This window comes from Neisseria sp. HMSC075C10, from assembly GCF_001815615.1.
GTDB classification, from domain to species: Bacteria; Pseudomonadota; Gammaproteobacteria; order Burkholderiales; family Neisseriaceae; genus Neisseria; species Neisseria subflava_A.
Genome location: NZ_KV821269.1, coordinates 108,455 through 125,165, shown reverse-complemented (window position 1 = coordinate 125,165; position 16,711 = coordinate 108,455). Strand labels below are relative to the sequence as shown.

Here is a 16,711-nt window from a genome sequence, read left to right as displayed (position 1 = left end):
TTGCTTTCTTGTTCATGCCGGTTTTATACCGGTTGAGTTTTTCCGTTTAGTTTGGTTTTCCAAGTGTCTGCGGCAGCATTGAGCTGTTCAAAAACGGCTTCAAACATTTCGCTGCTTTGTTTGTATGGGTCAGGTACGGTTTTTTTAGGTAACCATTGGGCAAACAGCATGGTTTTGCTGCGTGCCGGCGAATGGATGTCGGCCACCATATCGATTTGACTGGGCTCCATCACAAGAATCAAATCGGCCTGCTCGCACATTTGGGCGGTCAGCTGGCGTGCCGTATGGCCTGCAACGATAACGCCGTGTTTGAGTGCGGTTTTAATGGCTTGGAAATCGGCATCCTTCCCTGCCAGTGCTTTTATGCCGGCGCTGCTGATTTGATGGCCGGGTAGTTTTTTCTGCATGATCCGCTCTGCTGTAGGGGAGCGGCAGATGTTGCCTAGGCAGACGATGAGTATGTTGTGGTACATGATATTGTTTTCGGTTTATGGTCTGAAAAAAGCGTGAGTCAGACTATAAGATACTGCTTTTCCGTTTGTGTGGTGTGTACGGCTTTTGTATGCCGTTTATGTAATTGGTTTGGATTGTGCGTAATTTTGTATCCTGCTGTCAAACAAGGGTCTGACAGCAGGAACCACTGTTTATTTAAATGTATTGTCGAGGGTGTTGACGTTGCTGATGGAGTTGGTAATTTGTGACATTACGCGGTTCCAACGGGTAACCGGGGCGGCGGTAACGTAAACGGTATCTTCCGAACGCAGTTTGAATTCGCTGCCCAGTGCGTAAGAAGTCGCATCTTTCAGGTTGAGCTGATAGATGTGGATAGGTTTGGCCGCATCTTCTGGTGCGCGGCGGATCACGAATACGCCGGTTGCATCAGCATAGTTTTGGTTCATGCCGCCGACTTCGCCGAGCGCTTGGGTCAGGTTGAGGCCGTGATTGCCGATCGGCAGAGTGGCTTGTTTGCCGACTTCACCCATGATGTAGATTTTGTTGTTGCTGCTGTTAGGAACGTAAACGATGTCGCCATGGCTGAGAAGATGGTTTTGCGACATATCACCGTATTGCAGCATGTCTTGCAGGGAGAGGGTGCGGTCGACGCCGTTGTGCGTCCATTTGATGTGTTGGGTGTCGGCACTTTGGGTGACGCCGCCTGCTTGGTTGATGGCATCCAAAATGGTCATCGGGATATTGGTAATCGGCAGCTGACCTGCTTGGCTGATGGCACCGGATACTGAAATACGTTGCGAACGGAATTCGGTAACGTTGATGGCTACTTGAGGATTTTTGATGTAGCGTTTCAGAAGGTTGGTTAGGGTATTTTGCAATTCGTCCAAAGTTTTGCCTTTGGCTTGAATTTTGCCTGCCAATGGGTAAGTGATGTAACCGCCCTCATCTACCCAGGCACCGCGGCTGACTTGGTTGGTTTGCGGGTTGCTTTGCTGGATAGGGGAGTTGAGGTCGGAGTGCGCCCAAACCATGATATTGAGGACGTCGCCGCTGCCGATGCGGTAGCGGTAAGCACTTTTGCTTTGCTCCAAACCTTTGTTGTTTTGGGAAAGTACAGGCGGCTTGCGCATTTTTTCAATCAGATTGGGCGTAATGGGGTAAACGGCAACGCGGCTGTCGAGGTTGGTATCGGCTGCGGTGTCGGTATCGGTGTAAACAATGGTTTTGGTTCTGGTTTTGATGGTTGAACCAGGAATGACTGTCGTGCTGTTACAGGCAGTCAGTGCTAATAGAGTAAGCAGGGAGAGTGTTTTTTTCATGTAGTAGTCCTTGCGGGATGGTGTCTGGGCTGTCTGAAAATGTTCAGACGGCATTATTGTTTTGTTGCCAAACCAAGTCGCAGATACCGTCTTTAGGTACGAAGCCTGTCGGTGCGCGTAACAGAAGCTGGCGCAGGCTGTTTTGGTCGCTTTGGAGACAAGCAGTTTCGAGTTCCGACAGTATGTCAGATAATTGCGTCCATGGAAGCATTACTTCACTGGCGGTCATAATACGGGGATGAGTGGTTTTTTGCACCTCATCACCGATGAGCAGTTCTTCATAAAGTTTCTCGCCCGGGCGCAGGCCGGTAATCTTGATTTCGATGTCGCCGTGTGGGTGTTGCTCGTCTTTCACTTTGAGGCCGCTGAGGACAATCATTTGACGGGCAAGGTCGATGATTTTTACGGATTCACCCATGTCGAGGACGAATACGTCGCCACCTTTACCCATTGCGCCGGCTTGGATAACCAGTTGCGCCGCTTCGGGAATCGTCATGAAGTAGCGGGTAATGTCTTGGTGGGTCAGGGTAATCGGGCCGCCTTCGGCAATTTGTTTTTCAAATACGGGGACAACGGAGCCGGACGAACCCAATACATTGCCGAAACGCACCATGCAGAAGCGTGTTTTTTGCTCCGGCTCGGCGGCAAGCGCTTGCAGGCAGAGTTCGGCCATGCGTTTGCTGGCGCCCATGGTGTTGGTCGGACGGACGGCTTTGTCGGTGGAAATCAAAACAAAGGTGGAAACGCCCGCATCTACGGCAGCCTGTCCGCAGCAGAGTGTGCCGAACACGTTGTTTTGAATGCCTTCGATGGTGTTGAACTCGACCATAGGGACGTGTTTGTAGGCCGCGGCATGATAAACGGTGTCGACGTGATAGGCCTTCATGATGCTGCTAAGGCGTTCTTTGTTTTGAACCGAACCCAAAAGCGGTACGACTTCGACTTGGCTGCCTTGCGCGGCTTGGGTTTCGCGCAATTCTTTGTCTATGCTGTATAGGGCAAATTCGGACAATTCAAACAACAGCAGTTTGGTCGGACGGCAGTTGAGAATCTGACGGCAAAGTTCGGAGCCGATAGAGCCGCCTGCGCCGGTCACCATCACGACTTTGTCGCTGATGTCGGCACTCATTAATTCAGGGCGCGGTGTCACAGGGGCGCGGCCGAGCAAATCGACCACAGAGATTTTTTTCAATGAGCTGACGTTGATTTTGCCGTCCACCAAATCCTTCATGCCCGGAATGGTCAGGACTTCGCATTTGTATGCTTCGAGGCGGCGAATGATGTCTTTGCGTTCTTCAGGCGTAGAACTTGGAATCGCCAGCAGAATTTTGCGGACGCCGTAACGGCTGATCAGCATCGGGATTTCGTTGGGGTTGTAGACGGCAAGGTCATAGATGACGGTACGTTGGATTTTTGGGTTGTCATCGACAAAGGCGATGGCCGAATATTCGTTAACCTGTTTGATGGCTTCCAACAACTGGCGGCCGGATTGGCCTGCGCCGTAGATGATGACGGGGGTCATCTGTTTACGGTGATGGTCGGTCAGAATAGCGCGCAGGATCATGCGCGAGCTGGTCACGCCGACCACCAAGACCAAGAAATAGACGATAGGCAGGGCAAGGTGTAGTTTTTGCTCAAAAATCAGGGTGGTCAGGCAGAACAAGACCGCTGAAATGATGCTGCCGAATGCGGCGGCGGTCAGGACGCGGATGCTGACGAAGCGTGTTACGGCGCGATAGAGGCCAATACGGATGAAAAGGATGATGGTCAGCACAGCGGTGCTGCCGAAAGCCAGCCAGTTGGCGATACTCAACCATTCGTCGGAATATTGCACTTTGAGGCTTTGGGCAAACCAAAACGCCACGAATATCATCAAGATATCGTGGATGACGAAGAAGGTTTTTTTAAGGTTGCGCGGCAGAGCCAGCAGGGTTTCCAAGTTCATTTTATATTTCTTGTGTCTGAGTGTTGTAATGTGGCTTGGTACGGATTGTTTGAAGCAGGCTGTTTTATTTTTTCAGACGGCCTGAAGTTGCAGGCCGTCTGAAAATGATTATGACGTGGCTTCAGTCAATACGGCTTCGATGTTTTCTTTGCAGAACGCAATTTCTTCATCGGTCAGGGTTGGGTGCACCAAGAACATCAGGCTGGTGTCGCCCAACTCGACAGCGTTTTTCAAACGCTCTTTCGGACGCCAAGGCGTGTCGTCGAAGGCTTTTTCCAAATACACTTCGGAGCAGCTGCCTTGATAGCATGGGACTTTGCGCGCGTTCAGTTCGTTCACGATGCGGTCGCGTGTCCAGCCTTCTTTGAGGTGTTCGGGTTTGACGAAAACGTAGAACTTGTATTGCGCGTGTTCGATGTAATCGGCTACTTCAACCAAACGGATGCTGGCAAATTTGCCCAAGCTTTCAGCCAGTTTGGCGGCGTGCGCTTGACGGCGGGCCGTCCATTCGGGCATGCGTTTGAGCTGGATGCGGCCGATGACAGCCTGCATTTCCAACATGCGCCAGTTGGTGCCGAAGCTTTCGTGCAACCAGCGGAAACCGGGTGCGTGTTCACGGTTGTACACGGCATCGTAGCTTTTGCCGTGGTCTTTGTATGACCACATTTTGCTCCACAGCTCTTTGTCGTTGGTGGTGACCATGCCGCCTTCGCCGCCGGTGGTCATGATTTTGTCTTGGCAGAACGACCAAGCGCCGACGTGGCCGATAGAGCCGACGGATTTGCCTTTGTATTTCGCACCGTGCGCTTGGGCGCAGTCTTCGATAACCCACAAGTTATGTTCTTTTGCCAAAGCCATGATGTCGTCCATTTCGGCAGGCATGCCGGCAAGGTGAACCACGATGATGGCTTTGGTGTTTGGCGTCAAAGCGGCTTTGATGGTTTCGGCGCTGATGTTTTGGCTGTTCAAATCGACATCGGCGAACACCGGATTTGCGCCGGCGGTCACGATGCAGGATGCGGAAGCCAAGAAAGTGCGCGAAGTGACAATCACATCATCGCCTTGGCCAATGCCCATTGCTTTGAGGGCTACGTCCAAAGCCAACGTACCGTTGGAAAGGGCGACGGCGTATTGCGTGCCGACAAAGGCGGCAAATTCTTTTTCAAATTCGCGACATTCCGTACCTGTCCAGTAGTTGACTTTGTTGGACAGCAGGACTTTGGAAACGGCATCGGCTTCTTCTTGAGTAAAGCTTGGCCATGGGGAGAGTGATGTATTAAGCATTTGTTTTTCCTGCAAAAAGACTGGTTGAGCCTTTGGGGGCGATTTCTTCCAGCAATTGGCGGTTGATCAGGGTGTATTTCTGACCTTTGATTTCGACGTATGCGCCGTCGTAAGGCGGGAACCAAAACGCACGGATTTTTTTCTCCACATCGTCGCCGTCGCGGATTTGCTTCATGGCTTCCATCTCATCACGGCTGACGTAGCGGCCACCGATGTTTGGCGTAGTCGGCAATTTGGTTTTTGACTCGATGGCGCGGGTGATGATGCGTCGCGCGAAATCTTCCAATGCCTGCATGGTTTTGCGTTCGAGAGATTGGGCGGTTTCTGTTTCAGCTTCGATAGGGAAACGATCCACTTCGATGATTTCGCCGGTATCGATGGAAGCATCGACGTAGTGGGCGGTATTGCCCCATTCGTTCAGCTCGTCCATGATGGCCAGGTTGTAGCCGCCTGTGCCTTTGTATTCGGGCAACAGCGCAGGGTGGAAGTTGATCGTGCCTAAAGTCGGAATGCTCAGGAATTCATCACGCAGCTTGCGCCAGTAAAGGACAGACAAGCCCAAATCGTATTTCAGACGGCCTTCTCGCATTGCTTCCAAAGCCGTATCGAAGGTGTACAGGGGCAAGCCCAATTCCTGCGCGGCAGCCGTGGTCGGCGAGCCTTGCAGATGGCTGTCGGTCAAGACACCGACGATTTCGATATGGTCTTGTTTGGTCAAAAAACGAAGCAGGTTGGCGGAAACCTGTTTACGACCCATAAATAAGATTTTCATGGAGAAATGTCCCTTATGCATTTGCTTTTTCGGTGGCGGAAGTTGTCAGTGTAGCCAATTCTTCCAGGGTGTTTATCCAAAGGGTGGGCTGGTATTCACGACCGTATTGCTCGGGATCGGCTTGATGAATATTGTGCGGCTTAGGCATGATGCCTATGGAGAGCCAACCCAGTTTGTTGGGTGCGACAAAATCTTTTTTGATGTTGTCGCCGATGTAGATGAAACGTTTTGCAGCCGGATATTTGTTTTGCAGGAAGACAAAACGCTTATCGTCGGGTTTTTCCGATTGTATGGCTTCCGAAATCAAAATGTCGTCAAACAAATCGGTCAAACCCAAGGCCTGTATTTTCAAACGCTGTGTCAGACTGCGACCGTCTGTAATCAGGGCGCGTGCGACAAAAGGGCGCATCAGCTTACGTAAAAAAGACGGTTCGACATAGGGTCGGATAACAGGCCGGTGTAGTCGATATTGCCACAAAAGTGATTGTTTCTCTAGTTCGTTTAATTTGCAATGATGACACAAATTTTCGAGCCAGTCTTTACTTTTATTGTCTGCAATTTCATTTAGTACGTCGACATTGTATTGCGGGTAAAGCGACGTAATTGTCCCTACAACTGCCTGTATTCCGGAGCATTTGTAGTCGTACTCAGAGTAAAGCGTATCGTCAAGATCGAAGACGATGACGGATTCTTCCGGTTTAATCATGTTCTCTTACCAAAATATTAGCATCATAACGAAGCATGATTAAATTGTTTTCCCAGTCGTCGGAGAAAGGGATGTCTTGGCCGCCGATGTATTCTTGAATCAGCCAGCCCGGATAGTTGCCGCCTGCGGCGTAAGTCAGCGGGAAACCGCCGCCGAAACGAGGGTTGATTTCCACGCCGTAGGTCGTGCTGTCGGTTTTGCTGACGAAGAATTGCGCGGTAATGCAGCCGCGTGCGCCTTCCAATACGGCCATTTTTTCAACCAGCTCTTCATACAGGGCATTGCGTCGGGTTGCACCTTTGCTGACTTCGCCGGTGCGCACTTCCAAACGTTCGCGAGGAATGGCGCATTTCAGACGGCCTTGACGGTCGTAATACATATCAACGGTAAATTCGGAGAAAGTATTCTCGATATCGATGTATTGGGTGAACATCATTTTCGGGTCTTCGGTAATGTCGACAGTCAAATCAGCCGGTGTGTTGATTTTTTTCGCACCGATGGCGCGGCTGCCGTCATAAGGCTTGGCAAAACATGGGAAAACCAGGTGGTCCCGTTCGTAAATTTCAGGGGAACGGATGCTGTATTGTGCAAATAGGCCTGAGGTCAGGCGCTTGTCGCGGCACAGGGTAATCAACTTTGCATCGGAAATGACAATATGTATTCCTTCAGCTTCAAAACGGTCACGTACTTCGGCCAGTTTGAGCAGCTCGGTATCGATGGTTGGCACAATCAGACCGATGTCGTGTTGTTTGGCCAGCTCGAAAATGCTGTCAATGTATTCGGCTACATCGATGCGCGGCACGCTGAAAGCGCGGTCGGCAACATGGCAGGCAGAAGACATGTGGGGGTTGAGGTCAGTGGCAAAAACGCCGATGCCGTCTGAAAAACGTGCGGCTTCGGTTTGAAAGTCCTGCACCAATTCGACACGGCGACCTGCCGACAGAATCAGTATATTATTTTTTTTCATCAGTTTTGTTACCCGTGAAATAAGGCATTGTGGCTTCCCCTTCGGCTGAGATGCCTTCTTTGACGAAGACTTTTTTAACTGTCAGGAACAAAATTTTGATATCCAGCCAAAAGCTAAAGTTGTCGATGTACCAAACATCGTGGGCGAATTTTTCATCCCATGAAATGGCGTTGCGGCCATTGACTTGAGCCCAACCGGTCACGCCTGGTTTCATTTCGTGGCGGCGGTTTTGGAAGTCGTTGTACAACGGCAGGTAGTGCATCAGCAGCGGACGAGGGCCAACTAGACTCATCTCACCTTTTAAGACATTCCATAATTCAGGAAGTTCGTCCAAACTGGTGGCACGTAATTTTTTGCCGAAATCAGTCAGGCGTTCGCTGTCCGGTAGTGGGTTGCCGTCTTTGTCGATTGCATCGCACATGGAGCGGAATTTAATCATTTTAAACGGCTTGCCATCTTTGCCCGGCCGCTCTTGGATGAAGAACACGGGCGAGCCTAGGTTTTTGCGGATGAGGTACACCGAAATCAAAAACACAGGCGACAGGATAATCAGTCCTGAAGCGGAGGCGACAATGTCAAACAGGCGTTTGAAAAATTTATTCATGAGCTAATCTTTCAATCAGGTTGACGATTTTTTGATAGGCAACGTCGCGCTTGAAACGGCGGACGATTTCTTCGGACTGAACAGGATCGTTTTTGCGCTTCAAAATATCTTTGGCGGCTTGAACGAAACCGTCCACATCGCCGGAACGGTAGTTCGCATGCGGCAGCAGGGTAAGGACTTTGGCAACTTCGTCGTTGACCTGGCTGTTCAGAATCGGTTTTTGCAAAGCCATATAGTCGGAGAGTTTGTTGGTAATCGATGCCATTGAATAGGACTGGATGGCGTTGATGGCAATGTCGCAGCCCTTGGCAACCGACATCATTTCGGCATAGGGAATGTAGCCGTAAAACTTGATGTCGTCGCAGGCGTATTGTTTGAGCCTGTCCAAATCAGGGCCGCCGCCCATGATGTGCAACTCGACGTTTTCGCCGGCGTCCAACAGCTTGAGAACGCCTTTGCACACGGTTTCCACGTCATAGCTGTAACTGAGCGTGCCCAAGTAGAAAAAGCGGGTTTTGTCGTCACCAAAATCTTTGGCAGGCGCGGCATCGAGTTTGGGAAAGTCAGCGCCGATATAGACGACTTCGCCAGGTACATTCGGATTGGCTTCTTTGGCACGGTCGAGATAAGTCTGCGATACGGCAACCAGCGCGTCGGCGTAGCGGTAGGCTTGGTTGGCGCGTGAAGCAAAGGGCAGCAGGTTGTGCGGTACTTTTTTCAAAAAAGGTACGACTGAGGAGAAAGACTCCGGCCATACGTCCTGCACATCGACAATTAGTTTGTAACCCAAACGCGCTTTGTGTTTGCCCAACAGCAGGTTGGTGGCAATCAGCGGATAGGCGGAAAAGACGACGTCTTGTTCGCCCGGACGGCAGTTTTCCAACCATTTTTCAAAATGTTTGACGAAGTGGTGATGGCTGGCCAAGCGTCCTAAAGACACGTTTTTGCTGTATCCGCTTTCTTCCAACAGCATGACTTTCAGACGGCCTTGTGAGGCGGCCTCGGCATCTTCGGGCCGTCTGAAAGATTTGTTATAGTGCTTGAAGTTGCTGGTAATCAGTAACACGTCATGCGACTGAGACAACAGCTCGGCAAGATACCAGAAGCGGTTGAAATGCGGCTCGGACGGCAGTGAGCAATAAGGGGCGACGATGGTAATATTCATGTTTCAGACAGCCTTACATTTCGTACGCAGCCATGGTGGTGCGGTAGATTTCGTCGTCGGAGCATAAGGTTTCGACGTGTTTGTGCAGGGCTTTACCCATTTGACCGCGCAACTCTGGACGCTTGATGAGTGTATCGACGGCTTCGATAAATGCTTCGTCATCGCCGAAAGGAATGCAGTAGCCGGTTTGGCCGGTAATGACCATTTCCGAAATGCCCGCCATGTTGTAGGTTACGACAGGCGTGTCGTAAAGGCCGGCTTCCAAAATATTGTTGCCGACACCTGCTCCGTGGTCGCCTACGCAATGCGGCGTGTTCACCAAAATATCGACTTCTTTGAAGTAGCCGGTCAAGTCGCGGACGCCGCCGAGGAAGGTGACTTTGTCTTCAATGCCTAAACGTTTGGCTTGGGTTTTGAGGTTGTCCATTTCTTCGCCGATACCTGCAACGTTGAGGCGTACAGGCATACCACGGTCAACCATTTTCTTCAAAATATCCAACATCAGATGCACGGCGCGGACGGTGTCCAAACGGGAAAGCGTACCCAGTTGGACATAGTCTTTGACTGTTTTTTCAGGAACGAAATCTACTTTGTGCAGGGCGTTGTAGGTGTAGGTGATGCGGTTGGCAGGGAAACCGTAACGGATGAGTTTTTCACGTTCGTGTTTGCAGTTGCCGATGATGTACACGCCCAGCTTGTCGAAAAGCTTGGCGATTTTTGGATAAGTTTCCGGATCAAGGCCGCGCGCGTGGTAGAACACTTTGGTTTTCGGCGAAGCGAGCTTGGCTGCAATGGCACAGGCTGGAACGATACGCGCCATTTGGCAGTGAATCACATCGGGCTTCTCTTTTTTCAGCAGTTTCATATAGGCAAACATGCCTTTGACGTAACCCAAAAGACCACCTTGGTAAAAATCAATCGGCTGCCAACGGATGCCCAATGCTTGCGCTTCCTGAATCAAAGGGCCGTCTGAAGAGGCCAATACGATATCGTGTCCGCGTTGTTTGAGCAGGCGACCAAGGCGGAAAGTGGCGTTTTCAGTGCCACCGAGGCCGGACATGGAGGTAGTCAGGGTGATTTTCATGATATTCCCTTTGTTTTAGATGGGGTATAGCTATATGTGTAAGCGGCCTGATTTTGTAATTTGGATGCGACAAATGTGCTGTAAATGTAAATCAGCAGGCAGGGTAGCCAGATGAAGGGCATACGCAAAATGGTGGACGGAATAAAACCTGCCAACAAGAAAATGCCCAAAGTTACCCAAGCCAGTACGCGTGATTTGTTGGTTAGTGCACGGCTTGAGGTAGTGTAGAGGAAATAAAACGCTACAAATGCAATAAAACCGAGCAGGGAAATTATGCCGAAACCCAAATACAGTTCGATGATGAAACTGTGCGGATTTTCAAAACCCAGGCTGTTACTCAAGTGGCCGCCAAAATAGTCGCGAAAATTTTTTGGTCCGTAGCCGGTTAGCAACAGGGGCGGATTATTCCAAAAATAGTTGTAAATCTCCTGACGGTAGGACACAGAGTTGTCGCTGTCTAAATCGAATAGAAAAAGGTACACGCGGCTGGAAAAACGTTCAAGAAAAGGGTTGCCGTTAAGTGACAGCAAAAATTCCGCGATGACACGGGATGGAATCATCGATAATGTTAACGCGAGCAGTCCTGTGGCAATAACGGTAATAAAACCATTTTTACGATAAGCTATATAAATGAGTGAAATCAAAAGGTAGCAGGCAATAGCTGTGCGTGATACGCAAACAAAAATGGCCATACCTAGTAGTAAATATAATCCCCAGCCCAGTAGTTTCTCTTTGTGTTTGCGTCCTTGCAGTTGAAAGAAAAATAGGATGGCGGGTGCGAGGCAAACGGCAGTGGCAGCAAGGTTGTTGGGATTGAAAAACAGCCCTTTGAGCGAACCTTCTTTAATGGCCAGTTCATCACTGGCACTGACAAACTGAATGCCGGTAATCAATTCCACAAATGGTGGAATGGCAACATAAAGGGCAAAGACCAATAAAAACTTCTGAATAACGCCCAATGGATTTTCAGCGCGCATAAGCACTTGGTAAAACAAGTAGAAAAAAACCGGCACCGCCATAAAAAACAAGATGTCCATGTATTGAGTCGGTATCAGCGATGTAATGCCCATGTGGATGGCCGGCCAAATACACATGGCGGCCAGGGCGCAGAGCATGACAAAAATTTTGCGCGGAATATGCTTGCCCTCCAAAAAGAATACGGCAAGGCCAATCAATACGAACAACAACGATAAAGGATTATCGATGCGCGGTACGCCGATTTTAAAAGACAGCGCCGGCCCCAGCATATAAGCTGTAAACATAATGTATAGGATGTAAGTGTATAAATTTAGACGTTTTATTTTCATAGTCGTTCTGTTGTTATCGTAGAGACATGAATCTCAGGTTGGCTATTTTGCCGAACGGTTTAATTTGGCTTTGATTTTTTCGGTCGCGGCAAATAGTGCTTGTTTGTATTTTAGGAACAGGAAACCCAGCCCGACTGCCCATGCCAGCGCAAACCAGATGTAGTTGTCGCGCGTACCCAGCCAAGTATAGGCAAGGCAGATCATCAGGCAGAGCGTTGAATTGGTATAGATCTTCAGGCGCGGCAAAGGTTGCCACAGGCGTGAAGAGAATTCGGTTTTAAAGATGAAAAACAGCCAAAAAGCCGTTGCGCTGGCCATAGCCGCACCTTTTGCACCAAATTTCGGTACCAGCAGATAGAGCAGGGCGGTATTGGCGATAAAGGCAACGATGTTGATGACAGTAATCAGCCAAGTCGAGCGGACGACGTTCAAACCGATGCCGCTGACTTCGGTCAGCGTGTAAAACAGGGGAAAGAGCATACACGAGAGCAGGATAAATTGAACCTGCGTGTATTTTTCCGGCAGTATCCAAGTCACCATCGGCGAGAAAATCCCAATGAGGCAAATCATTGCGCTGATGAGGACGGTCATGGAAAGCGTGATATCGCCGATTTTGTCCAGATTGGTTTTTTCTTCTACCCATTTGAACACCAAAGGTGCCCAAATGGTGGAAAACACACTTTGGAAAATCAGGGCGACGGCACCAAAGCTGACTGCCATCGAATAAATGCCCAATTCGTCCAAACCCGAGATGTCTTTGAGGACAAAGCGGTCAATCGAAGTCAGGCCCCAATAGGCCAAGTTGCCGAATGCCAGCGGCAGGCCGTAGCGCAGGCCGTCCCGATGCAGCTCGGACGACCATTTCGCATGGGAAGCGGCTTGCAGGTCTCGGCGCAGCTGATATATCAACAGTACAACGGTCAGCACTTGGGCTGCGGTGTAGGTAAAAACCAGCGAAGTAGTATTGGTAGGCAAGCCGGAAGCAATCACGGCAAAAACCAACACCAAAATCAAGAATTTCGGCGCAAGCTGGCTGACGGAAAAAGCCAATGCCTGCTCTTTCATCCGCAAAATCAAGGCTAAAAAACGGATAATCAGCGTGGTGGCCAAGAAAATCAGGAAGAGAATCCCCAAATTCGCACTGGGGATGTCGAAAATGATTTCAGACGGCCATGATGCGTTTATCAGCAACACTAAAACCACAACCGTCACAGTCAGAATCAATGGCGATAAAAAAACGGATTTGAACAGCGCAGCCTTGTCTTTAACGGCGTAATAGTCGCGAATATAGGATTGGTCCAGCCCCAAGCCCAAGAGCAGAATGCTCAGTCCGGCAATGGTCTGCAAGAGTACGATACGGCCGATGTCTTCCGCAGGGAAGTACCATGAGATGAGCGGCAGGGAAAGCAGGCCAAAGGCGGCGCTTCCTAGCGGGCCCAATGCGTAGCCGAGGATTTTTTTCGCGTTCATATTATTTGTTTTCAGACGGCCAGAAGTTCGAGCTGAGCGTTTTTCGTAAGGTATGTGTTGTTACCGTTGCCGGTTTGCCAAGGCCGTCTGAAAAAACAAATGGCCTTGGGAAACCGGCCGCCGTCCCAGTTGGGGAAACCGGAGGCAGCCGGACGCGTCTGAAGCAAGATTATGCTTTGATGACTTTAGGATTTTTCACTGGGAATTTGCCGCGTGTATCGACAATCAGCTTGGCATGTTCGGTGATCATGTCATAGTCGAATTTGTCGTGATCGGTGGTCAGAACTACGCAATCGTATTGAGCGACAGTTTCAGGGGTCAGCGCTTCGCTCTTCAGGTCGAAGTAGTGGTGGCCGGGGATGTGCGGGAACTCTGGAACGTGTGGGTCAGAGTAGGAAACCACTGCGCCCAGTTTGTGCAGGCGGTCCATAACTTCCACAGACGGGCTTTCGCGCATATCGTCCACGTTTTTCTTGTAGGCGATACCCAATACCAAGATTTTGCTGTCTTTGATAGAACGGTTGTGGTTATTCAAAGCCAGGCCGACTTTTTCGATAACGTAGTCAGGCATGTGGGAGTTTACTTCGCCGGCAAGCTCGATGAAGCGGGTGTTTACGCCGTATTCGCGTGCTTTCCAAGTCAGGTAGAACGGGTCGATAGGGATACAGTGGCCACCCAAGCCTGGACCTGGGTAATAAGCAACGAAGCCGAACGGTTTGGTTGCAGCGGCATTGATGACTTCGTGAATGTCGATGCCCATTTTGTCGGCAACGATTTTCATCTCGTTCACCAGGCCGATGTTTACGGCGCGGTGGATGTTTTCCAAAAGTTTGGTCAGCTCGGCTGCTTTGGTGGAGCTTACTGGAACAACTTTATCGATGGCAGGTTGGTACAGTGCAAGGCCGACTTCCAAACAAGCAGGGGTATGGCCGCCGATGACTTTTGGAATGGTACGGGTTTCAAAGTTAGGGTTACCCGGGTCTTCGCGCTCAGGAGAGTAAACTAAGAACACGTCTTGACCGACTTTCAAGCCGCCTTCTTCCATGCGCGGCAGCAATTCTTCTTCGGTAGTACCGGGGTAGGTGGTGGATTCTAAAGACAGCACTTGACCGGCGCGCAGGTAAGGTTTTACCGCATCGGTAGTGTCAATCACAAAGCTCATGTCCGGCTCACGGTATTTGTTCAGCGGAGTCGGTACGCACAAAATGACGGCTTCTACTTCGCCAATGCGGGAGAAGTCGGTCGTTGCTTCAAACAGGCTGTTGGAAGCAGCGGCAATTTTGTCGGAAGGGATATGCTCAATGTAGCTTTCGCCTTTGTTGAGCTTGTCGACTTTGTTGGTGTCAATGTCGAACCCCAAAACTTGGTAACCGATATCCACATAGCGCAACATCAGTGGTAAACCGACGTAGCCTAAGCCAACGATGCCGATTTTTGCGGTCTTATCGGCAAATTTTTGTATCGTAACGTTTTTCATGATGTCTTTCGTTTAATGAATGAGTAAATCGGGAGTGTTTTCCCGAAGCCTGAGTTGTTTGCTGCAACCGCATAGCCATAGCCGGCTGCCGTATCGTGTGAAGCCTTAAAACCATACTTATAATTACATTAGACGGAATCATAAGCACTTATCTGATTCGTCTCAATCAAAAAAGTTTAACGGTCGTTCAGACGGCCTGTAAGGTATGAAAAAGGTATTTTTGAATATTGAATTTTTAGAAATTACACTCAACTAAATGTTTTAATTTTAAATATCTCTTTGTCAAATGCATGGTTCATGAAATTAAACCACCGTTTATGCCGTTTAAAACCCTTCTAGAATAAAAACTTTTAATAAATTTTCATGGTTTAACTTATCTTAATAATGCATTCTTTCGTGATGAAAAAAAGGAAAATTTGTAGACAATCAGCTTGAGGATAGTTAACTCAAGTCAAAGTTTTAAATTGGAATACGTTATAGTCATTGTAATATATTGACGAAAAAAGCACATTTATTACTACATAAATGATATATGGATTCTATTGAAATGGTTTAATTATTAAGTTGGGGCAATTAGATGGATTTTTTCCGGAGAATCCATTTAATGTCCTGCCCGATGATTTCTACCGATTGACTTTGCCAAGGGCCGTCTGAAAGTATGGCGGCCGGATTTTCAGGGAGGGAGAAAAGAGGTTTGCCTGCGCCTAACAGTTTCGGCGCTTGGTAGAGGACGATTTCATCCACCAAGTCATCCTTCAGGAAGGCTGAAGCAAGTGTTGAGCCGGCTTCTACCAGAACTTCGCCAAAGCCAAGCTCTGCCAGTTGCGGCATGAGGGAAAGAAGATTGATGCGGCCGTTGATGTGTTCAGACGGCCTGATGATACGGATATGTTCAAATGCACTTAGAGCCTGCAAACGTTGTTCGTCTGAGGAAAGGGTAACGATAACGGTCGGGCTGTTGGTATCGGTAACGAGGTGGCAGTCCAAAGGGATTTGCAGTCGGCTGTCCAAGACGATACGCGCAGGTTGGCGCAGAGTGGGGAAGCTGCGGACGTTGAGCTTCGGGTTGTCGGCAAGTACGGTACCGATACCGGTCAAAACGGCGCAACTTTCGGCGCGGAGAATTTGTACGTCTTCGCGCGCTGCTTTGCCGGTAATCCAAAAGCTGCGGCCGTCTGAAAGGGCGGTTTTACCGTCCAAACTGGCGGCGCATTTGAGGCGGATAAATGGTCTGCCGCGTTCGATACGCGACAGGAAACCGCGGTTGAGTTCGCGCGCCTGAGCTTCCAACAAACCGCTTTCTGTACGGATTCCGGCGGCTTCCAGCATGGATAAGCCTTTGCCTGCGACCAATGGGTTAGGGTCGGTCATGGCGGCGACCACGCGCGTTACGCCGGAATGAACCAGCGCTTCGGCACATGGGGGTGTGCGGCCGTAATGGCTGCAAGGTTCCAGCGTGACATAGGCTGTTGCGCCTTTTGCCGCCGCTTGGGCCTGCCTCAAGGCGTGAACTTCAGCGTGCGGCTCGCCTGCTTTGACGTGGAAACCTTGTCCGATGATTTGGGCGCCATGTGCAATCACGCAACCGACGCGGGGATTTGGGGAAGTAGAAAACCGCCCAAGCTTGGCCAGCTCGAGGGCGGTTTGCATCATTTGGGTATCAAGTGCGGAAAACATGGTTTCAGACGACCTTATTTGGCTTTGCATTCGGCAATGACTTGGGTGAATTCGGAAACGTCTTTAAAGCTTTTATAGACGGACGCGAAGCGGACATAAGCGACTTGGTCGATTTTTGCCAGCTCTTCCATCGCCATTTCTCCGACGATGCGCGAAGCGACTTCTTTTTTGCCCAAACGGTAGAGGCGTTGCTCGATAAGGGCAACGGTTTCATCGATTTGTTCTTGTGTGACAGGGCGTTTGTGCAGCGCGCGCTCAAGGCTGGTTTGCAGTTTGTGTGGATTGAAGGGAACCCGTGTGCCGTTGGATTTGATGACTTGCGGCATCCGCATTTCAACGGTTTCAAAGGTGCTGAAGCGTTGTCCGCATTCCAAGCATTTGCGACGGCGACGGATGCTGTTGGTGTCTTCCAGCCATCGCGAGTCGGCTACTTGTGTATTGGGGTGTTGGCAAAACGGGCACTTCATCGGGTTTCCTTGTC

At 49.9% G+C, this 16,711-nt stretch carries 15 protein-coding genes; all 15 read right to left on the bottom strand.

Features of this window, described 5'->3' with window-relative positions:
• Positions 1-23 precede the first annotated feature (23 nt).
• A complete protein-coding gene (locus HMPREF3047_RS09475) occupies positions 24-473 on the bottom strand; it encodes a low molecular weight protein-tyrosine-phosphatase (protein ID WP_070584690.1) in 450 nt (149 codons plus the stop codon).
• A 171-nt stretch (positions 474-644) separates the two neighbouring features.
• The gene (locus HMPREF3047_RS09470; RefSeq protein WP_070713711.1) at positions 645-1,772 is read right to left on the bottom strand and encodes a polysaccharide export protein; all 1,128 of its coding nucleotides are present in this window, start codon (positions 1,770-1,772) and stop codon (positions 645-647) included.
• A gap of 43 nt (positions 1,773-1,815) precedes the next feature.
• The gene (locus tag HMPREF3047_RS09465) at positions 1,816-3,717 is read right to left on the bottom strand and encodes a polysaccharide biosynthesis protein (RefSeq protein WP_070584694.1); all 1,902 of its coding nucleotides are present in this window, start codon (positions 3,715-3,717) and stop codon (positions 1,816-1,818) included.
• Positions 3,718-3,825: 108 nt separating this feature from the next.
• Positions 3,826-5,001: a DegT/DnrJ/EryC1/StrS family aminotransferase gene (locus tag HMPREF3047_RS09460; protein ID WP_070713708.1), complete on the bottom strand. Its 1,176-nt coding sequence runs from the start codon at positions 4,999-5,001 to the stop codon at positions 3,826-3,828.
• The gene (locus tag HMPREF3047_RS09455; RefSeq protein ID WP_070713705.1) at positions 4,994-5,773 is read right to left on the bottom strand and encodes a methionyl-tRNA formyltransferase; all 780 of its coding nucleotides are present in this window, start codon (positions 5,771-5,773) and stop codon (positions 4,994-4,996) included. Before HMPREF3047_RS09455 ends, HMPREF3047_RS09460 begins: the two co-directional genes overlap by 8 nt.
• Positions 5,774-5,786: 13 nt before the next feature.
• The gene (locus HMPREF3047_RS09450) at positions 5,787-6,479 is read right to left on the bottom strand and encodes an HAD family hydrolase (RefSeq protein ID WP_070713702.1); all 693 of its coding nucleotides are present in this window, start codon (positions 6,477-6,479) and stop codon (positions 5,787-5,789) included.
• Positions 6,472-7,446 carry an ATP-grasp domain-containing protein gene (locus tag HMPREF3047_RS09445; protein ID WP_070713700.1) on the bottom strand — a complete coding sequence of 325 codons (975 nt, stop codon included), beginning with the start codon at positions 7,444-7,446 and terminating at the stop codon, positions 6,472-6,474. Before HMPREF3047_RS09445 ends, HMPREF3047_RS09450 begins: the two co-directional genes overlap by 8 nt.
• Entirely contained in the window at positions 7,433-8,050 is a 618-nt protein-coding gene (locus HMPREF3047_RS09440; protein ID WP_070713697.1) for a sugar transferase, read from the bottom strand. Before HMPREF3047_RS09440 ends, HMPREF3047_RS09445 begins: the two co-directional genes overlap by 14 nt.
• A complete protein-coding gene (locus tag HMPREF3047_RS09435; protein ID WP_070713695.1) occupies positions 8,043-9,215 on the bottom strand; it encodes a glycosyltransferase in 1,173 nt (390 codons plus the stop codon). Before HMPREF3047_RS09435 ends, HMPREF3047_RS09440 begins: the two co-directional genes overlap by 8 nt.
• A gap of 13 nt (positions 9,216-9,228) precedes the next feature.
• Positions 9,229-10,299, bottom strand: a complete 1,071-nt coding sequence (locus HMPREF3047_RS09430; protein ID WP_070713692.1) for a glycosyltransferase family 4 protein — start codon at positions 10,297-10,299, stop codon at positions 9,229-9,231.
• Complete coding sequence (locus tag HMPREF3047_RS09425; protein ID WP_070713690.1) at positions 10,296-11,606, bottom strand: O-antigen ligase family protein; 1,311 nt, start codon at positions 11,604-11,606, stop codon at positions 10,296-10,298. The genes HMPREF3047_RS09430 and HMPREF3047_RS09425 overlap by 4 nt, the downstream gene beginning before the upstream one ends.
• 42 nt (positions 11,607-11,648) lie before the next feature.
• Positions 11,649-13,076: an oligosaccharide flippase family protein gene (locus tag HMPREF3047_RS09420; RefSeq protein WP_070713687.1), complete on the bottom strand. Its 1,428-nt coding sequence runs from the start codon at positions 13,074-13,076 to the stop codon at positions 11,649-11,651.
• A 169-nt stretch (positions 13,077-13,245) separates the two neighbouring features.
• Entirely contained in the window at positions 13,246-14,553 is a 1,308-nt protein-coding gene (locus HMPREF3047_RS09415) for a nucleotide sugar dehydrogenase (RefSeq protein WP_070713685.1), read from the bottom strand.
• Between the two features lie 573 nt (positions 14,554-15,126).
• Complete coding sequence (gene ribD / locus HMPREF3047_RS09410; RefSeq protein WP_070713682.1) at positions 15,127-16,230, bottom strand: bifunctional diaminohydroxyphosphoribosylaminopyrimidine deaminase/5-amino-6-(5-phosphoribosylamino)uracil reductase RibD; 1,104 nt, start codon at positions 16,228-16,230, stop codon at positions 15,127-15,129.
• 14 nt (positions 16,231-16,244) lie between these two features.
• Positions 16,245-16,697: a transcriptional regulator NrdR gene (gene nrdR / locus HMPREF3047_RS09405; RefSeq protein ID WP_070584707.1), complete on the bottom strand. Its 453-nt coding sequence runs from the start codon at positions 16,695-16,697 to the stop codon at positions 16,245-16,247.
• Between the last annotated feature and the right edge of the window lie 14 nt (positions 16,698-16,711).

Excerpts from the sequence above, each read along its gene's own strand:
- HMPREF3047_RS09445 (WP_070713700.1), bottom strand. The coding sequence starts at position 7,446 with ATGAAAAAAAATAATATACTGATTCTGTCGGCAGGTCGCCGTGTCGAA.
- HMPREF3047_RS09475 (WP_070584690.1), bottom strand. The coding sequence starts at position 473 with ATGTACCACAACATACTCATCGTCTGCCTAGGCAACATCTGCCGCTCC.
- HMPREF3047_RS09450 (WP_070713702.1), bottom strand. The coding sequence starts at position 6,479 with ATGATTAAACCGGAAGAATCCGTCATCGTCTTCGATCTTGACGATACG.
- HMPREF3047_RS09465 (WP_070584694.1), bottom strand. The coding sequence starts at position 3,717 with ATGAACTTGGAAACCCTGCTGGCTCTGCCGCGCAACCTTAAAAAAACC.
- HMPREF3047_RS09420 (WP_070713687.1), bottom strand. The coding sequence starts at position 13,076 with ATGAACGCGAAAAAAATCCTCGGCTACGCATTGGGCCCGCTAGGAAGC.
- HMPREF3047_RS09460 (WP_070713708.1), bottom strand. The coding sequence starts at position 5,001 with ATGCTTAATACATCACTCTCCCCATGGCCAAGCTTTACTCAAGAAGAA.
- HMPREF3047_RS09415 (WP_070713685.1), bottom strand. The coding sequence starts at position 14,553 with ATGAAAAACGTTACGATACAAAAATTTGCCGATAAGACCGCAAAAATC.
- HMPREF3047_RS09455 (WP_070713705.1), bottom strand. The coding sequence starts at position 5,773 with ATGAAAATCTTATTTATGGGTCGTAAACAGGTTTCCGCCAACCTGCTT.
- nrdR (WP_070584707.1), bottom strand. The coding sequence starts at position 16,697 with ATGAAGTGCCCGTTTTGCCAACACCCCAATACACAAGTAGCCGACTCG.
- ribD (WP_070713682.1), bottom strand. The coding sequence starts at position 16,230 with ATGTTTTCCGCACTTGATACCCAAATGATGCAAACCGCCCTCGAGCTG.
- HMPREF3047_RS09470 (WP_070713711.1), bottom strand. The coding sequence starts at position 1,772 with ATGAAAAAAACACTCTCCCTGCTTACTCTATTAGCACTGACTGCCTGT.
- HMPREF3047_RS09440 (WP_070713697.1), bottom strand. The coding sequence starts at position 8,050 with ATGAATAAATTTTTCAAACGCCTGTTTGACATTGTCGCCTCCGCTTCA.
- HMPREF3047_RS09430 (WP_070713692.1), bottom strand. The coding sequence starts at position 10,299 with ATGAAAATCACCCTGACTACCTCCATGTCCGGCCTCGGTGGCACTGAA.
- HMPREF3047_RS09425 (WP_070713690.1), bottom strand. The coding sequence starts at position 11,606 with ATGAAAATAAAACGTCTAAATTTATACACTTACATCCTATACATTATG.
- HMPREF3047_RS09435 (WP_070713695.1), bottom strand. The coding sequence starts at position 9,215 with ATGAATATTACCATCGTCGCCCCTTATTGCTCACTGCCGTCCGAGCCG.